Here is a 16,285-nt window from a genome sequence, read left to right on the forward strand (position 1 = left end):
AGTCTGGCAAAGACTGCCCTTAAGCCAGATAAACAAAAAATGTAAGAAGGTTCACGCCAGCAAAGGCAACGGAGCAAATAAATATATAAATTGGATGCCAGTACAATAACAAAGGATTGGTTTCTCTTTGTCGATCTGGGTTTTTGATTTGCCCTTCAAAATAGAACCCAGGCTCGTAAAGTCGGAGAGCCGAATCGATATTTCTGGAAGTCTGAGAAACCTGATGGCGCCGCCGACCATGCCGAACAATTAAAAGTACAATGACTGAAAACAACAAAGTATTGACCAACAAAATCGCGCCAAAAATATGAACAGCTAGATTCTCTTGGCCCGTCATCCAACCCACAAGAATAAACTGTGCCGTCAGATAGCCAAATACCAAGCGTAAATCCAAATTTGCCATGAACCGGAGTTGCTCCCCCTGCTCCTTAGCTAATTCAGCAAGAACGTGCGCTTGAATGGCATCCAGTTTACTCATCACCATTTCCTCAACACCACAGAAACAAAGGGAAATTATTCCCAAAATATTGCGAGAGAATTAAAACAGGTTGACTGGAAATAGCTATCCGAAAAGCGAAGCTATTCACTTTTTCTACGGCTATTTTAATGAAAAGAGAATGGTGCCCCCGGCCTGACTCGAACAGGCACATCCGAAGATACGAGATTTTGAGTCACGCGCGTCTACCAATTCCACCACGGGGGCACTTGGGGCGCATATTACTCATGCAGGCAGCTTTAGCAAGACTCCTTTTTCAAAAAAGTTTCCAATCAAAAAGAAGTCTTTAATTTTACACGCAAAACATGAATTTTTGCTTTTTGTTATATACTTTAGTAACGTTGCACTAGAACTTAACCCTTAATTAAGGTTACTATAAATTTAAACGGCCACTTCCTTGGGGGAAATGAATTACCACGTGGTCGATCCCTAATAAAAAAAAGTCCCCTCTATAGCTAGTTGGTAATCCTCTTTAAGGAAAACCTTTGAGTACAACAGTAAGGTCAGTCCGGAGTAACCGTGCGCCATGTTGGAAACCAGTGTAGTAGATCAACCTGAATGTGAAATGCCCGATGTTCAAGCTCGGGTTAAGTGGTTCAACGCCACAAAGGGTTTTGGCTTCGTCCAAGCTGGCGATGAATTACCCGATGCTTTTCTTCATATATCTGTTCTAGAACGCGCAGGACATCGATCTCTGCCAGAAGGAGCAGAGCTTCTTTGCGATTTGACGAATGGGGACAAAGGCTTACAAGTCAAACAAATCCACAGTGTCCAATCTATGCCTGAGCCACCTCCCCCTCCCGGAAGTGAAAGCGGTGAACCGACGATCGAAGGTATTGTAAAGTTCTTCAATGCCGATAAAGGTTACGGTTTTGTCTCTCCCGATGATGGCAGCCGGGATATTTTTATTTCAGCTCGAATACTTGAAAAATCAGGAATTTATAGAGTCACGCAAAATCAACGAATAAAAATGGAAACTGAGGACGGTGACAAAGGCCCTCTGGCAACAGTTGTTCAAATGCTTGAATAAATTCATTTACAAGCAGCCCTAAACTTTCGTTAATTGTATTCTTACCAATAATATATAGGGTCAAAGCTTGACTGAGCTGCAATGTCCTGTTTTCTTCGCATCCTAATTTATAGAAGGAAGCAAACAGTGTTTCGTAGTCTCTACAACTGGACAATGAGCCTAGCCGCGCACCCACATGCGCTGCTCGCACTCGCATTAATTGCCTTTATTGAGAGTTCAGTTTTTCCAATTCCACCAGATATTCTTATTATCCCAATGGTATTGGCAGCAAGAGACCAAGCTTGGAAAATTGCATTGATTGCCACGATAGCTTCAGTGCTCGGCGGTATGTTTGGCTATGGAATAGGCGCACTATTATTTGACAGTATTGGTCAGCCAATAATTCAGTTTTATGGTAAAACCGAGTACCTAGACAGTTTTCGTTCCAAGTATAATGACTGGGGCGCATGGATTGTCTTTATTGCAGGGGTGACGCCTTTTCCATACAAGGTGATAACTATTGCATCAGGATTTTTCGAATTAAATTTTGCTATATTTAGTATATCATCTGTTGGTGCACGCGGTTTGCGTTTCTTCATCGTTGCAGGTTTATTATGGCAATTCGGTCAACCTATTCGAATTTTTATTGAAAAGTATCTCAATATTCTTGCCACAATTTTCTGTATACTTCTTGTAGGGGGCTTTGTCGCTTTGAAGTACCTTCTATAACTTCCCTCCATAATGAAACCAAATGGCCGTCATAATGAAAACATTCGCCAAAATTAGATCAGGGTATATGGCCTTGCTGGCCATTGCCTCCAGCATGCTTGTTTTGGCTGGAGCTTTGGCATTTCAATATATCGGCGGCCTCTACCCTTGCGTTCTTTGTATGTACCAACGTTGGGCCTATGTTGTCGCAGCTGCCTTTGCCCTCTTGGCTTGGGTTTTAAGAAAAAACCCACCTTTAGCACGTATTACACTTGGAGCTAGTAGCCTGTCATTTCTTGGTGGTGCAGTTATCGCTGGCTTCCATGCCGGGGTGGAGAAACAGTGGTGGGAGGGCACGAGTGAATGCCAAGGCGACGCCTTTGACCTCTCCCTCTCTGTTGATGATTTGGCCAACCAGCTTTTAAATCAACCTGTGGTCCGGTGCGACGTTGTACCATGGGATCTTTTCGGCATTTCCATGGCCGGCTACAACGTACCGATATCTCTAATGCTCGCAGGAATTTGCTTTTGGACTGTAAGGCAAAAAAGGTCTCGTTAATTTGTCCAGTAAATTCAATCCATGAAATTTGGCCATGAAATTAGATCATGAAATTAGGTCACAAATGTTTCTTTATTCCAATAAAGAAACATTTGCTTCACCTTCCAATTCCGTATCCCAATAGAGAAAATCACGCCAGCTCTCATGAAGGTAATTAGGGGGATAGCCTTTTCCATTGGCGTTTAGTTCATGAACACTGGGACACCGGGGCCAAGCCATCAAAGGCATCCTGGCTTCTGTAGGGGACCGTCCCCCTTTATCCAGATTGCATCGCTGGCAAGCCGTCACGATATTTTCCCATGACGTTCCCCCACCCTGACACCGAGGCAAAACATGATCGAAAGTCAAATTTTCTGACCGTTCATGTACACCACAATATTGGCAAGAGAAACTATCTCTCAAGAAGACATTAAAGCGGGTAAACGCTGGCCGTCGGTCAAGGTTAACATATTCTTTTAGCGCAACTACACTTGGTAAGCGCATACGAAACGATGGGGAATGAACTTCTTTATCATATTCAGATACAATATGAACACGTTCGAGAAACACTGCTTTGACAGCATCCTGCCAAGACAAAAGTGAAAGAGGAAAATAACTCATCGGCTTGAAATCCGCATTCAGGACCAACACCGGATTACCAGAAAAGGAAACCACGTTTTACCTCCGTGGGTTCAAATACACCTCGGTTTAACGATACGATTATTATTACTTATAAATAATGAATATGCGTATAGCATACAACATTTTGTACGCACGTAATAAAAGAAACACAAAATTTAGGCTGAACTGTAACTTTTACACAACCAAGTTTTATTGATTCTGAATGAAAAAAAGGCCGCTCTCTGAAATTGAGAAACAACCTTTATCCAAAAATAAATGCCCTATAAAGAAACTCTAATCACCATCACTTGGGTTATAGCCTAAAGTTTCTAACGCAAAGCCAACACCCATTTTAATGCCATTTTCGTCAATGCCATGTCCCAGTTGTGAAATCATTTGTTGATAAACTGGAATTTCATGCTCTGTCATAACTTTGACCGCAGCTGGCAACGCCTCTGAAGGAACAACCTCGTCAGCATCACCGTGAATTGCCAAAACAGGGCTTTTACTGGTTAACTCATCATTTAAGAGATCAGACGCTACAAGCATGCCTGAATAACACATCATGCCTGCAAAGGGGTTCTTCTGTCGAAAACCTAGATGGTATGTCATCATAGCTCCCTGAGAAAAACCCATCACCAGCACTCTATCTGCCGAAAGATTATAATGCGCCATTTCTTTCGCAATATAATCATCAATAATCGGTGTGGCCTTTCGAACCCCATCAAGAATGAGATCCTGATCCCGACTCTGCAAACTGAACCATTGACGCCCCATAGGCGCCATATCACAAGGCTGATGCGCGTTCGGAGAAACAATTGCAGCATTAGGAAGGGCTTTGGCAAAGTAAGGCGCAAGGCCGATCAGGTCCTGACCATCCGCACCCAGACCATGTAACATAACTATTAATTCTTTTGCTGGGCCACCCGAGCTAGGCTCGTGACGTGGTCCAGATAAAGCTTCTACTGACATTTATCCATGCCCCCCATGTATAACTATTTACCTTTACACGATTTTTTCTGCCGGGTCACTAATTTTAGCCAATTGGTTAATAAATGATCAAGAAAAGACACAACCATGCCTCATAATTGGGATTCTCACGCAATTCCCGTATGATGATAATAGTGCCATAAAAACCGCGCGGCAGCACTTCGATAGGGGCGCCAGCCTTCAGACAACGTGTACATTTCCTTAGGACTAGGGCGTGCGTCCAACCCCTTGATGAGCCTCATCCCTTCTTGCAATGCCAGATCAGCCGCGGGCATTACATCTTGCCGTTGTAACGCAAACAAAAGATAAACCTCACACGTCCAACGACCAATCCCCTTCACCTGGATCAGTTGCTCAATTACTTCGTCATCTGGCAGGTCAGGAAGCCGATCAAGGTTTAATCGTCCATCTTGAACATCCGCGGCCAAACCTCTTGCGTAACGTTGCTTAGGTCGACTTAGCCCGGCTAACTTCATACCTTCGTCATCAAGAGCTAGGATATTTTCCGGTGTAATTTCGTCTACTTGTCCAATTAACCGTGCCAAAATTGCTCGGGCAGATTGAACAGATACTTGCTGAGAAATAATCATTCGAATCAGTCCATCGAACCCAGGCTCTTGGGAACGAACAGGCGGCAACCCACAATCTTTGAAGGCTTGAGCAACATCAGGATCTCTTATGGACAATGCCTCTAGTGCGGGACGCAGACTCTCGTCTGGAATTTTTATATCACTCACAACTGGACATTTACCTCTATCTCGTTACACATTTCAGGTATGATCAGTGCACAACCAATAATACTTCGCTTTGCCCCTTCCCCAAGTGGATACCTTCACTTGGGGCACGCCTATTCAGCACTTTTTTCAGCAACACAGGCTCAAAAACTCAAAGCACGCCTTCTATTACGCATAGAAGATATCGACACAACTCGATGCCGCAAGTCTTTTGAAGACGCTATTTACGAAGATCTCCGCTGGCTGGGTATAAAATGGGAAGAGCCTGTAAGAATTCAGTCTCAACACATGAATGATTACAAAAAAGCACTTGATCAACTTGATGAGCAACACCTGCTCTACCCCTGTTTTTGTACAAGAAAAGAAATTCAGGCCGAGATTAAACAATCGGGTAAGGCGCCCCATGGGCCAGATGGCCTGATATATCCGGGTACATGCAAAAAAATACCTCTTGGCCAACGGCAGGAAAAAATCGACCAAGGCCATCCTTATGCCCTTAGACTCGACATGAAAAAATCCATTGAATTGACTGGGCCGTTGTATTGGCGGGATGTGTCGGCTGGCCAAATCAAAGCAACACCAGAGGATTTTGGAGATGTTGTGCTTGCACGTAAAGACATCGCCACCAGCTACCACCTTGCTGTAACTGTTGACGATGCTCTCCAGGAGGTCAATTACATAACCAGAGGCAAAGACCTCTTTGAAGCAACCCATATCCATCGGTTACTTCAAGCTCTACTCGTACTGCCAGTGCCAACATGGCACCACCACAATCTTATTTATGATGACACAGGCACTCGCCTAGCCAAACGTCACAACGCACTTGCTCTACGAGAACTCAGAGAACGTGGCCAGAATCCAAAACAAGTCACTGCTATGGCTGGATTCAAAAACTGGAGCCCTTAACATAATCAATTTCTCCCAGACAGAAGTCCCCGTGCGATAACCTGAGCCTGAATCTCAGCAGCACCTTCAAAGATATTCAAAATCCGTGCATCGCAGAGAATCCGGCTGATCTTATATTCTTCTGCATAGCCATTTCCACCATGAATTTGCAGGGCATTATCCGCATTTGACCACGCAACACGTGCGCCCAATAACTTCGCCATACCCGCCTCGATATCACATCTTCGATCTGAATCCTTTTCCCTTGCAGCGGCATATGTGAGCTGACGCGCCACCATGGTTTCAACCGTCATCCAAACAAGTTTGCCAAAGACTCGAGGGAAACTATAGAGCGGCTTTCCGAACTGGATACGGTCTTGTGCATATCTCATCCCCAGCTCCAAGGCACACTGAGCCACACCAACTGCACGTGCTGCCGTTTGAATACGTGCAGATTCAAACGTTGCCATCAACTGTTTGAAGCCTTGCCCTTCTTCTGCTCCGAGTAGGTTTTCAGCCTTAACGGCAAAGCCATCAAAACCTAACTCATACTCCTTCATACCACGATAGCCGAGTACCTTAATTTCGCTACCACTCATGCCCTCCGCCGGAAAATCATCATCATCTGTACCTCTAGGCTTCTCCGCAATGAACATCGACAACCCTTTATAACCAGGCTCATCAGGGTTCGTTCGTACCAACAGTGTCATAATATCACTACGAGCCGCGTGGGTGATCCACGTTTTATTGCCAGTTATCCTGTAAATATCGCCTTCTTTAACAGCCCGCGTTTTTAGAGAACCTAAATCGGACCCCGTATTGGGTTCGGTAAAGACGGCAGTTGGCAATATTTCACCTATAGAAATTCGCGGTAACCATTGCTGCTTTTGCTCTTTCGTACCACCAAGACGGATCAACTCTGCCGCTATTTCAGAACGTGTTCCCAGCGATCCCAAGCCAATGTATCCACGCGACAGCTCTTCCGTCACAACACACATGGCTGCTTTACCCATGCCAAGACCGCCATATTCTTCAGGAACAGTTAGCCCAAAAATACCAAGCTCCGCCAGTTGTTCAACAACTTCGATTGGAATCAACTCATCCTTCAAATGCCAGTCATGCGCTTGGTCTGCATGATCATCGGCAAACCTTTGAAATTGATCACGCACCATCTCAAGAGTTTCGTCACCTAGGCCCAGAGCACCAAAATTACGTGTCTCCAAACTATTTACCAAACAAGCTGCGAGATGCTTTCTATTTTCTGTGGTATTTCCCTCACTGATCAGTGCCAAGACAGCATCGTTTTGGAACTCGAACACCGCGTCAGCATCCAAACCAAGATCACTTGGACGGACAATCTCCACCTGACTCAAAGCGATCCCACCGCTCATTTGAGAAAGATATTCGCCAAAAGCGATGCGTAAAATTAGGCTTTCTGTTTCTCCGAAGGCATTTTCCCCTTGAAGCCTACGCCCCCAAATAAGCATATTTTCCAACGCGGAGACGTAAGTAGCCAACCACGCATAACCATGCGCCGCCAACTGTTGCTCTTCGAGTAACGTCGCATTTATCCGGTCACCACCATCGCAGACGAGCACAATCACGGATAGACGCGCTTTTTCCAACAAGGCACCAGCCGCCTTGATCGCTTTATCACACTTAGAAAACAGCCCTGCATCTTCAGACATGCTTATCGCCTTTGAGTATGTTAAATATATTAGAAGCTGATAAGAAAACCGTTACAAATAAGCATACATAGCCTCAAAATTTGAAGACAGATAGATCACTTATTAAACACCGTTCCTATCAGCAACAGGGAAAAACCTATGCCTCAATGACGTCTTCTAAAGTACGCAATCCTGGCCTCTTCGATTGAACCAACACAGCCATATTTCCAGGTTTGTGCTGATTATTCAGCATTTTGGTATGTGCTCTTGGAATATCATCCCACGAGAAAACTTCAGACATACAGGGATCGATGCGCTGTTCAATCACCAACTGATTAGCTTGTGACGCTTGTTTTAAATTGGCAAAATGGCTGCCCTGAATTCGTTTCTGGCGCATCCACACAAATCTTGCATCAAAGGTAAGGTTAAATCCGGTTGTCCCAGCACAAAACACTACCATTCCACCTCGTTTAACAATATTACAACTTACTGGGAATGTTTGTTCACCCGGGTGTTCAAAGACAAAATCTACATCATTGCCTTTTCCAGTTACATCCCAAATTGCCTTACCAAATTTGCGAACTTCTTTCATATAATCTTTGTAGCCTTCGACGTCATCGACCTCTGGCAAGCGTCCCCAGCAATCAAAATCTTTGCGATTGATAACACCCTTTGCGCCAAGAGAGAGAACAAAATCACGCTTTGTTTCATCAGAAATCACACCTATTGCGTTAGCACCGGCCGTCGCGATCAGTTGAATAGCCATAGAGCCCAGTCCACCCGAAGCCCCCCAAACCAAAACATTATGGCCGGGACGCAAAATATGAGGGCGGTGCCCAAACAGCATCCGATAAGCCGTTGCCATCGTCAGAATATAGCAGGCTGATTCTTCCCATGTCAGGTGACGGGGACGGTGCATAAGTTGCTGGGACTGGACACGTGTAAATTGAGCAAACGAACCATCAGGCGTTTCATAACCCCAAATACGCTGGGAAGGGGAAAACATTGGATCGCCGCCATTACACTCTTCATCGTCCCCGTCATCCTGATTACAGTGGACGACAACTTCATCGCCGATTTTCCAACGAGTTACCTTAGAGCCAACCGCCCAAACGATGCCAGAGGCATCTGAACCCGCGATATGATAAGGTTCATTATGAACATCAAAAACTGAAATTGGCTTACCAAGTCCGGCCCAAACACCATTATAGTTGACGCCTGCGGCCATAACCAAAACCAAAACTTCATTATTTTCCAATTTAGGAACATCAACCACTTCGACCTGCATGGCCTGTTCTGGCTCACCATGACGTTCTCGTCTTATAGCCCATGCATACATTTGCTTTGGAACATGACCAAGAGGTGGAATTTCACCAATGTCATATAGATCTTTTTTTTCCTGTTGGACGGTGATGTCCACAATTTTTGCCGTACCACTCATCTTAGTCTTTCCCCATTTTATGCCACCTTTTGGTGGTCTACCTGTCGCCCGGAGAGATAAAACTTCATCACTGCTCAAAATTAGTTTAACGGGAGTTGATTATATTGCAATGCACAATTATTATATTTTTACGATAAAGTGGAATATACTGTAATTTTATGTCTTAATAACAACAAATAAACGACAATAAAATTAAAAATAGGGAAAATTGGAATGCCAACAAAACCAAAAACCAATACTCATACCGCAAGTGCAGCAAAAAAAACAAACCCTGATCGTCCCTGGTTGTTTCGCACCTATGCCGGGCACTCTACGGCTGCTACATCCAACATTCTCTATAAAAAAAATCTTAGTAAGGGGCAGACAGGGCTCTCGATTGCTTTCGATCTTCCAACCCAAACCGGCTACGATTCGGACCACGTTCTTTCTCGCGGAGAAGTTGGAAAAGTTGGCGTTCCCATTTCTCACTTAGGGGATATGGAAGCTCTTTTTCACGAAATTCCGCTTGATCAAATGAACACCTCAATGACCATCAATGCCACCGCTCCCTGGTTATTGGCCCTATATATTGCTTGCGCTGAAAAACAGGGGATTTCCAGAGAGACCTTATCCGGCACAACACAAAACGACCTCATAAAAGAATACCTTTCACGTGGCACCTATATATTCCCTCCCAAACAGTCGATGCGTCTGATTACAGATGTCATTTCCTTTACCTACAACCAAGTTCCTAAATGGAACCCCATGAACGTTTGCTCCTACCACCTGCAAGAAGCAGGCGCGACCCCCGTTCAGGAACTAGCCTACGCTCTCGCGACCGCTATCTCTGTGTTGGATTCGGTTAAAGCTTCAGGTCAGGTTCCAGAAGCTGATTTTTCACGGGTTGTTGGTCGAATTTCGTTCTTTGTTAATGCAGGCGTTCGTTTTGTTACCGAGCTTTGTAAAATGAGAGCTTTTACCCGATTATGGGATGAAATTTGTCGTGAACGTTACGGCGTAGAAGAAGAAAAATATCGACGATTTCGGTACGGCGTGCAGGTCAATTCACTTGGTCTTACAGAGCAGCAACCCGAAAACAACGTTTATAGAATCTTACTCGAAATGCTAGCTGTCGTTCTTTCAAAAGACGCTCGCGCCCGGGCGGTTCAACTACCGGCCTGGAATGAAGCAATGGGCCTACCGCGATCCTGGGATCAACAATGGTCGTTACGCATGCAACAAATCCTTGCTTTTGAATCAGACATTTTGGAATACGGCGATATATTTAACGGCTCCACCGAGATTGAAAACAAAGTTCAATCTTTAATGGATGAAGCGCGGGAAGAGTTGGGCCGGATAGAAGACATGGGCGGCGCCATTGCAGCAGTCGAAAGCTCTTATATGAAAGGAAAGTTGGTCGAAGCCGGTGCAAAAAGATTTCAGGACATTGAAAGCGGCGACCTAACGGTGGTTGGTGTTAATAAATATACAGAAACTGAACCTTCCCCTTTAACAACCGGTGAAGGTGACGGCTTTTTAAAAGCTGACCCCGAGGCTGAGCAAGACCAAATTAACCGATTAAATTCATGGCGAGAACATCGAGACGAGATGGTTGTTAATCAAGCACTAACCCAACTTAAAATAGCCGCTCAAGAAGGGGAGAACATTATGACAAGCTCAATCGCCTGCGCCCATGCGGGCGTAACAACAGGCGAGTGGTCCCAAACTTTACGGGATATCTTTGGAGAGTTTCGAGCACCAACAGGTGTAGGCCAAGCCACCGGAAAAGGACGCGATCGCCAATCCCTCCAGAAAATTCAAAATGAGCTCAACCTGCTTTCCAAAATTCTTGGCCGCAGACCCAAAATGCTGGTAGGAAAACCGGGCCTGGACGGTCATTCTAATGGCGCAGAACAGATTGCTGTTCGTGCAAAAGAAGCTGGGTTTGAAGTCGTGTATGAGGGCATACGCCTAACACCGGCACAAATCGTCAATGCCGCGCTTGAAGAAGGCGTCCACGTCATTGGCCTCTCCATACTCTCAGGTTCACATCTTCCCCTTGTAGAAGAAATCATGTCACGACTAACAGACTCGGGATTATCGGATATTCCTGTGGTCGTCGGCGGCATCATTCCCACCGAAGATGCTATAAGCTTAAGAGAGATCGGTGTCGCTGCAATCTATACCCCTAAAGATTTTGACCTCACATCCATACTAGAAGACATCACAAATATATTGTCAAACATACACAAATCAACGACCTAAAGTGGTTCTAAAATTGTTTTTTTCAGGCATACAAGCCTTTAAGAATGTTGAGATCACTGATTTGTGACTGTGACCTGATGGCGACCGCACCTATCTAAGGTTGAGAGATAAAGAAACACACCTATTATGTTACACATGCCTCCCAACGGAGAAAGCAGATGAGATGCAACTAAGAAACGATCTTAAAAATTATGGATCGATTACAAAAATTTTGCACTGGTCTACAGCCCTCCTTATTCTGGCTCACATCCCGCTTGGCTGGTGGATGCAGAATCTTCCCTTGGGTTTGGAAAAAATTTGGTATTATAACCTGCACAAATCGTTAGGGTTAATTCTTTTATTTCTTATCATTATAAGAATTGTATGGCGACAGATTTCCCCTCCTTCTCCTCCTCTTCCCAATACAATGAGCAACCGAGAAAAAAACATTGCTCGTGCTATGCATATAAGCCTGTACACAGCAGTCCTTGCTCAACCGATTATCGGTATTTTTCATTCCTGGGCATCAGGATACCCCATTGTATTTTTTAACAGTTATACCCTGCCAAGTGTACGAATGTTAAATAAATCGTTTGCAGATTGGCTTTCCACTTCCCATTTCATTTTAGGGTGGGGGATTGCAGCGCTTATCGTCGTCCATATTAGCGCAGCACTCAAACATCACTACCTGAACAAAGACCTCGTTTTAATTCGTATGCTGCCATTTTGCAGGACGCGGAACTGACTCTTTTTGAAACATGAGACTGACATGAGCACAATATTTCGCATCCTTTTATCCGCAGCTCTACTTGTCTTCGGCATCATATTCTTGGGCCGTTCCCATGCCAATGCAGCTCAGGTATGGGCGTTAGATGCACAGCAAAGCCAGATTGGATTTGTCGCCACCCAATCAGGAGCAGATGTGACTGGAACCTTCGAAAAATACAATGCAGACATTGCTTTTCACCCCAACGCATTGGCCACAAGCCACATTAAAATTGAAATTGACACAAACTCAGTAAACACACATTCTGATGATCGTGACAAACTGATCCGCTCGCCTGCTTTTTTCGATACGACAAACCATCCAAAAGCAATTTTTGAATCTTCGAATCTTGAAAAAATTCAAGGTGATCAATTCGTGGCCCATGGCACCCTTACAATGCTTGGCATCACAAAAGTATTGATCCTCCCTTTCTCTGCATCCGTCGACAACAACAATCTGACAGCCACTGGTGGAACCCACATTTCTCGGCTACAGTATGGCATTGGATCTGGCCAGTGGCTGGACACTGCAGTGATAGGAGAGGACGTTCGGATTACCTTTACAGTTGAAGGTCTCGTAAAATAAGCGAATTCGAATCCTAACATTATGATAAACAAGGTAATAAACTTAATAAAATTCATACTGTTTAGTTTATTTTTCCTGTCCTTTAACGCGCAGGCCGCTGGGACATTTTTCATCATTACTCCTCAAACAGCTGAGGCGACTTTTACAGGCCAATATCTAGGCCTCACGACCTTTAACGGGCAATTCCAGGACATCAGCGGTACAATTTTTTCAGACCCTGAAAAGCCAAACAATGATCATGTCCAAATTTCCATTCAAACTTGTTCCGTAGAAATGCTCGATCAAGAAGTACCCAACCAAGATTTGGCTGCAAAAGTGAAGAGCTCATCCTTTTTGGACTGCTTGCGATATCCCCAGTTATCTTTCCAAAGCACCGCGACCCAATGGCGCCAAGGATCTGAAATTCGAATTAAAGGCCTACTAACCCTGCACGGCATAACCCGGGAAGTTGAACTAACGACAAAATTTAACAAGCAAAATTCCCTTGAAGAAAAAACTCTTAATTTTCAAGGTGAAATCTCGTTAAACAGGTTAGATTTCGGTGTCGGATCTCGTTTTTCCATCATTGACGACGAGATCACCATCTCCTTCAACTTGAATGCCATTGAAGATACCACCCTTAAATAAAATACTCATCTATTGAGCATCCTTTTATCTTCCCATAGTCATCTTTTCTAAAAAAAAATATTCATACTTTATTTTGAAATTGCGGAACTTTGTTCGGCACCTCAAGATATCTCTGCGAGACAACATACAAATGTACATTATAACAGGAGCAATCAGTGGCACTATTGGATAGAGTAAAGACTTGTCACCGCTGGCACCCCGAAAATTATAAACCTTTTATGATTGGCTCAAAAATTTACGGCCATGTAACGCATGATTTTGCGACCGAGTTGCTCAAATTTCCGAGTATTTTTGAAACAACAGAGAAATGCCTCAAGCTCTCAGATAAGCTTGCCAGCTTTGAAGACCGTACAGGCGCCGTTGAAAGTGTCATCAAACAACTCGTAAATTCCGGGACAATTCCACGTTGGCGTGGAGAGTACTACGCGATTACCAATCATTGGGGACACGCGCCTGTCATGAAAATGGACAGAGGAGCCTCGGGATACTTTGGGATTCGCGGGTACGGTGTTCACCTAAATGGTCTGGTTGAAAGTGACCAGGGCTTAAAAGTATGGGTTGGCAAGCGCTCTATGGACAAGCCCAATGCTCCTGGCAAGCTAGATCACATCGTGGCTGGCGGACACCCCTTTGGACTAAGCATACAGGAAAATTTAATCAAAGAAGCGGCTGAAGAAGCCAACATCCCCGAACATTTGGCACGACAGGCAAAAGCCACGGGTCTCATCTCTTATAGATGTGAGAGAGACGATGGCTTACGAAACGACGTCCTTTTCACCTACGATCTTTATCTGCCAGAAAACTTCATCCCTCAAAATACTGATGGTGAAGTAGAAGAATTTTATTTGTGGCCCATTGAACAAGTAATAGAGCGCATCACCCACACCGATGATTTTAAATTTAATGTGAGTCTCGCAACTATTCACTTATTAATCCGTAAAGGCTACATCACACCTGATTGTCTGGATTACGTAGCTCTTGCAGAGGGAATGCATCTTCGAGAAACCTGAATCTTAGCGGTGCCTGCCTTAACTCAAATCCGGCCGAACTATGTCCAAGACAACATCCCATACCTTTAAAGGTATATTTTCTCGTTTTCAGGAGCTTGAGAATGCGCAATGATGCACAGCAGCATTTAAAAAAACACTGGTACAGCCTTCATTTTTCGAGATCATTAAAATATGGACAACTTTCTTAACATCCTGATTGTGCTTTCTCTTGCCACCGTCTTGATTATCCTTTTTGCAGGATTGATTACGATGGCACGCGGTGGCGATTATGACATGAAAAATGCCAACCGCTTTATGCGTTATCGTGTTATTGCTCAAGGCGTGGCCTTAGTAATATTTATGATCGCCATTTGGGCCAAAAGTGCCTGATAATTTGATACCAAGATACTTTTCAGCCAAATTCATCAAAAGTCAGTCGCTCCGGTGATATAACCTTCATTAATGTATGGGTTATCCTGCTATTGTAATTTACGAACATGACAAAGATGAAGGCTAGCAACAGCTAGACGGAGTGCGCTTTTATGGTTCAGTTGACACGCATATATACCCGGGGCGGCGACAAAGGTAAAACCTCTTTGGGGTCTGGAAAACGTGTTGATAAACACGACTTACGTGTTGAAGCTTACGGTACAGTTGACGAAACCAACGCAATTGCCGGCCTCGTCAGATTACACAGTGAAGAGAATGTTGACGAAATCCTTTCTCGTATCCAGAACGACCTCTTTGATCTTGGCGCTGACCTTTGCTGCCCTGAGGAAGAAAACCCTAAATACCCACCTCTACGGGTTACGGCAGAACAGGTTGAGAGGCTGGAGCGAGAAATTGATGAGATTAACGCAAATTTAACGCCGCTAAAATCTTTCATCCTGCCTGGCGGATCCGCAGCAGCCGCCTACTTGCACCAAGCTCGCACAGTCTCCCGACGTGCTGAGCGCCTGATTTCGGCTTTAGGGCAGGTGGAAGAAATTAACCCTGAAGGACTACGATACATCAACCGTCTTTCTGACTTGTTTTTTGTTCTGGCCCGTCACGTGAATGACAATGGCGCCCAGGACGTGCTCTGGATACCCGGGGCAAACCGATGATCACTCAAAGAAACTCTTTAGGCGATCATTGACAGTGTATGTCGGCGCGCCTAAAGTTCCCGGCGACTGGCTGTTAGAGAGTAGATTAAAGGGGATTGAATTTCTCATAAATCTACTTAGGAAAAGTGCGAATATTAAGGATACTTCTCGATGAAAGTACTCGTCCCTATCAAACGCGTCATTGACGCGAACGTGCAGGTTCGGGTTAAGTCCGACCAAACTGGCGTTGAATTAACTAACGTCAAAATGGCGATGAACCCCTTCTGTGAAATTGCTGTCGAGCAAGCTGTACGCATGAAAGAAGCTGGCATTGCCAGTGAAGTTATTGTTGTTTCAGCTGGTCCAACTCAGACACAAGAAACGTTGCGTACAGGCCTCGCTATGGGTGCTGACCGCGGCATCCATATCCAAAGCGACGAAGAACTCCAGCCTCTCGCAATTGCAAAGCTTTTAAAAGCTGTTGTCGGCAACGAAGAGCCCGGACTTGTCATTCTTGGCAAACAGGCCATTGATGGCGACAATAATCAGACGGGCCAAATGCTTGCTGCTCTTCTCGGCTGGTCTCAAGGCACATTCATTTCTGCCGTAGAACAAGATGGTGATAAATTAAAAATCACCCGCGAAGTTGATGGTGGCCTGCAAAATGTAAGTCTGCCTTTGCCATCCGTATTGACGGTTGATCTTCGTTTAAACGAACCGCGCTATGCATCTTTGCCAAATATTATGAAGGCAAAGAAAAAACCAATTGATGCGACCAATCCAGCAGACCTTGGTGTTGATGTAACCCCGCGCGTTAAGACGCTTAAAGTTACGGAACCACCTGCGCGCGATGCAGGTGTAATCGTTGGCTCTGTTGCTGAGCTGGTTGATAAACTAAAGAACGAAGCGAAGGTGATCTAA

At 44.7% G+C, this 16,285-nt stretch carries 18 protein-coding genes and 1 tRNA gene; 12 read left to right on the forward strand and 7 right to left on the reverse strand.

Features of this window, described 5'->3' with window-relative positions; all coding sequences use genetic code 11:
• Nucleotides 1-19: 19 nt before the first annotated feature.
• Both ACFSKO_RS02195 and ACFSKO_RS02200 read right to left on the reverse strand, forming a co-directional pair.
• Entirely contained in the window at nucleotides 20-478 is a 459-nt protein-coding gene (locus tag ACFSKO_RS02195) for a hypothetical protein (RefSeq protein ID WP_380247950.1), read from the reverse strand.
• Between the two features lie 140 nt (nucleotides 479-618).
• Nucleotides 619-703, reverse strand: a tRNA-Leu gene (locus ACFSKO_RS02200).
• 319 nt (nucleotides 704-1,022) lie between these two features.
• Here ACFSKO_RS02200 and ACFSKO_RS02205 point away from each other — a divergent pair.
• The 3 genes from ACFSKO_RS02205 to ACFSKO_RS02215 all read left to right on the forward strand — a co-directional run bounded on the left by ACFSKO_RS02205 (nucleotide 1,023) and on the right by ACFSKO_RS02215 (nucleotide 2,772).
• On the forward strand, nucleotides 1,023-1,526 hold the full coding sequence (locus ACFSKO_RS02205; RefSeq protein WP_380247953.1) for a cold-shock protein: 504 nt from the start codon (nucleotides 1,023-1,025) through the stop codon (nucleotides 1,524-1,526).
• A 126-nt stretch (nucleotides 1,527-1,652) separates the two neighbouring features.
• Nucleotides 1,653-2,234 (forward strand): YqaA family protein, encoded by a 582-nt coding sequence (locus ACFSKO_RS02210; protein WP_380247955.1) that lies wholly within the window; start codon nucleotides 1,653-1,655, stop codon nucleotides 2,232-2,234.
• A 34-nt stretch (nucleotides 2,235-2,268) separates the two neighbouring features.
• Nucleotides 2,269-2,772 (forward strand): disulfide bond formation protein B, encoded by a 504-nt coding sequence (locus ACFSKO_RS02215; protein WP_380247958.1) that lies wholly within the window; start codon nucleotides 2,269-2,271, stop codon nucleotides 2,770-2,772.
• 72 nt (nucleotides 2,773-2,844) lie between these two features.
• Here the strand turns inward: ACFSKO_RS02215 and ACFSKO_RS02220 are convergent, their stop codons facing one another.
• The 3 genes from ACFSKO_RS02220 to ACFSKO_RS02230 form a co-directional block, all read right to left on the reverse strand.
• The gene (locus tag ACFSKO_RS02220) at nucleotides 2,845-3,426 is read right to left on the reverse strand and encodes an HNH endonuclease (protein ID WP_417456999.1); all 582 of its coding nucleotides are present in this window, start codon (nucleotides 3,424-3,426) and stop codon (nucleotides 2,845-2,847) included.
• Nucleotides 3,427-3,666: 240 nt separating this feature from the next.
• Nucleotides 3,667-4,344: an alpha/beta hydrolase gene (locus ACFSKO_RS02225; RefSeq protein WP_380247960.1), complete on the reverse strand. Its 678-nt coding sequence runs from the start codon at nucleotides 4,342-4,344 to the stop codon at nucleotides 3,667-3,669.
• A 125-nt stretch (nucleotides 4,345-4,469) separates the two neighbouring features.
• Nucleotides 4,470-5,099 carry a DNA-3-methyladenine glycosylase family protein gene (locus ACFSKO_RS02230; protein WP_380247963.1) on the reverse strand — a complete coding sequence of 210 codons (630 nt, stop codon included), beginning with the start codon at nucleotides 5,097-5,099 and terminating at the stop codon, nucleotides 4,470-4,472.
• 39 nt (nucleotides 5,100-5,138) lie between these two features.
• Between ACFSKO_RS02230 and gluQRS the strand changes: the two genes are divergently transcribed.
• The gene (gluQRS, locus tag ACFSKO_RS02235) at nucleotides 5,139-6,002 is read left to right on the forward strand and encodes a tRNA glutamyl-Q(34) synthetase GluQRS (RefSeq protein ID WP_380247965.1); all 864 of its coding nucleotides are present in this window, start codon (nucleotides 5,139-5,141) and stop codon (nucleotides 6,000-6,002) included.
• Nucleotides 6,003-6,007: 5 nt separating this feature from the next.
• On the opposite strand, the gene ACFSKO_RS02240 is transcribed toward gluQRS, so the two are convergent.
• Together ACFSKO_RS02240 and ccrA are read right to left on the reverse strand one after the other, a co-directional pair.
• A complete protein-coding gene (locus tag ACFSKO_RS02240; RefSeq protein ID WP_380247967.1) occupies nucleotides 6,008-7,669 on the reverse strand; it encodes an acyl-CoA dehydrogenase family protein in 1,662 nt (553 codons plus the stop codon).
• Nucleotides 7,670-7,805: 136 nt separating this feature from the next.
• A complete protein-coding gene (gene ccrA / locus ACFSKO_RS02245; RefSeq protein ID WP_380247969.1) occupies nucleotides 7,806-9,089 on the reverse strand; it encodes a crotonyl-CoA carboxylase/reductase in 1,284 nt (427 codons plus the stop codon).
• 213 nt (nucleotides 9,090-9,302) lie between these two features.
• Here ccrA and ACFSKO_RS02250 point away from each other — a divergent pair, with 213 nt between their 5' ends.
• From ACFSKO_RS02250 to ACFSKO_RS02285, 8 genes are all read left to right on the forward strand, one after another.
• Entirely contained in the window at nucleotides 9,303-11,333 is a 2,031-nt protein-coding gene (locus tag ACFSKO_RS02250; RefSeq protein ID WP_380247971.1) for a methylmalonyl-CoA mutase family protein, read from the forward strand.
• A 163-nt stretch (nucleotides 11,334-11,496) separates the two neighbouring features.
• Nucleotides 11,497-12,057: a cytochrome b gene (locus tag ACFSKO_RS02255; RefSeq protein ID WP_380247973.1), complete on the forward strand. Its 561-nt coding sequence runs from the start codon at nucleotides 11,497-11,499 to the stop codon at nucleotides 12,055-12,057.
• A gap of 24 nt (nucleotides 12,058-12,081) precedes the next feature.
• Nucleotides 12,082-12,663 carry a YceI family protein gene (locus ACFSKO_RS02260; RefSeq protein WP_380247976.1) on the forward strand — a complete coding sequence of 194 codons (582 nt, stop codon included), beginning with the start codon at nucleotides 12,082-12,084 and terminating at the stop codon, nucleotides 12,661-12,663.
• 21 nt (nucleotides 12,664-12,684) lie between these two features.
• Nucleotides 12,685-13,290, forward strand: coding sequence for a YceI family protein (locus tag ACFSKO_RS02265; protein ID WP_380247978.1), 606 nt, complete (start codon nucleotides 12,685-12,687; stop codon nucleotides 13,288-13,290).
• A 155-nt stretch (nucleotides 13,291-13,445) separates the two neighbouring features.
• On the forward strand, nucleotides 13,446-14,300 hold the full coding sequence (locus tag ACFSKO_RS02270; RefSeq protein WP_380247980.1) for an NUDIX hydrolase: 855 nt from the start codon (nucleotides 13,446-13,448) through the stop codon (nucleotides 14,298-14,300).
• A 171-nt stretch (nucleotides 14,301-14,471) separates the two neighbouring features.
• Complete coding sequence (locus ACFSKO_RS02275; protein ID WP_380247982.1) at nucleotides 14,472-14,669, forward strand: twin transmembrane helix small protein; 198 nt, start codon at nucleotides 14,472-14,474, stop codon at nucleotides 14,667-14,669.
• A 152-nt stretch (nucleotides 14,670-14,821) separates the two neighbouring features.
• On the forward strand, nucleotides 14,822-15,385 hold the full coding sequence (locus ACFSKO_RS02280; protein WP_380247984.1) for a cob(I)yrinic acid a,c-diamide adenosyltransferase: 564 nt from the start codon (nucleotides 14,822-14,824) through the stop codon (nucleotides 15,383-15,385).
• A 150-nt stretch (nucleotides 15,386-15,535) separates the two neighbouring features.
• Nucleotides 15,536-16,285, forward strand: a complete 750-nt coding sequence (locus ACFSKO_RS02285; RefSeq protein WP_380247986.1) for an electron transfer flavoprotein subunit beta/FixA family protein — start codon at nucleotides 15,536-15,538, stop codon at nucleotides 16,283-16,285.

This window comes from Kiloniella antarctica (assembly GCF_042682825.1).
Lineage (GTDB): Bacteria > Pseudomonadota > Alphaproteobacteria > Kiloniellales > Kiloniellaceae > Kiloniella > Kiloniella antarctica.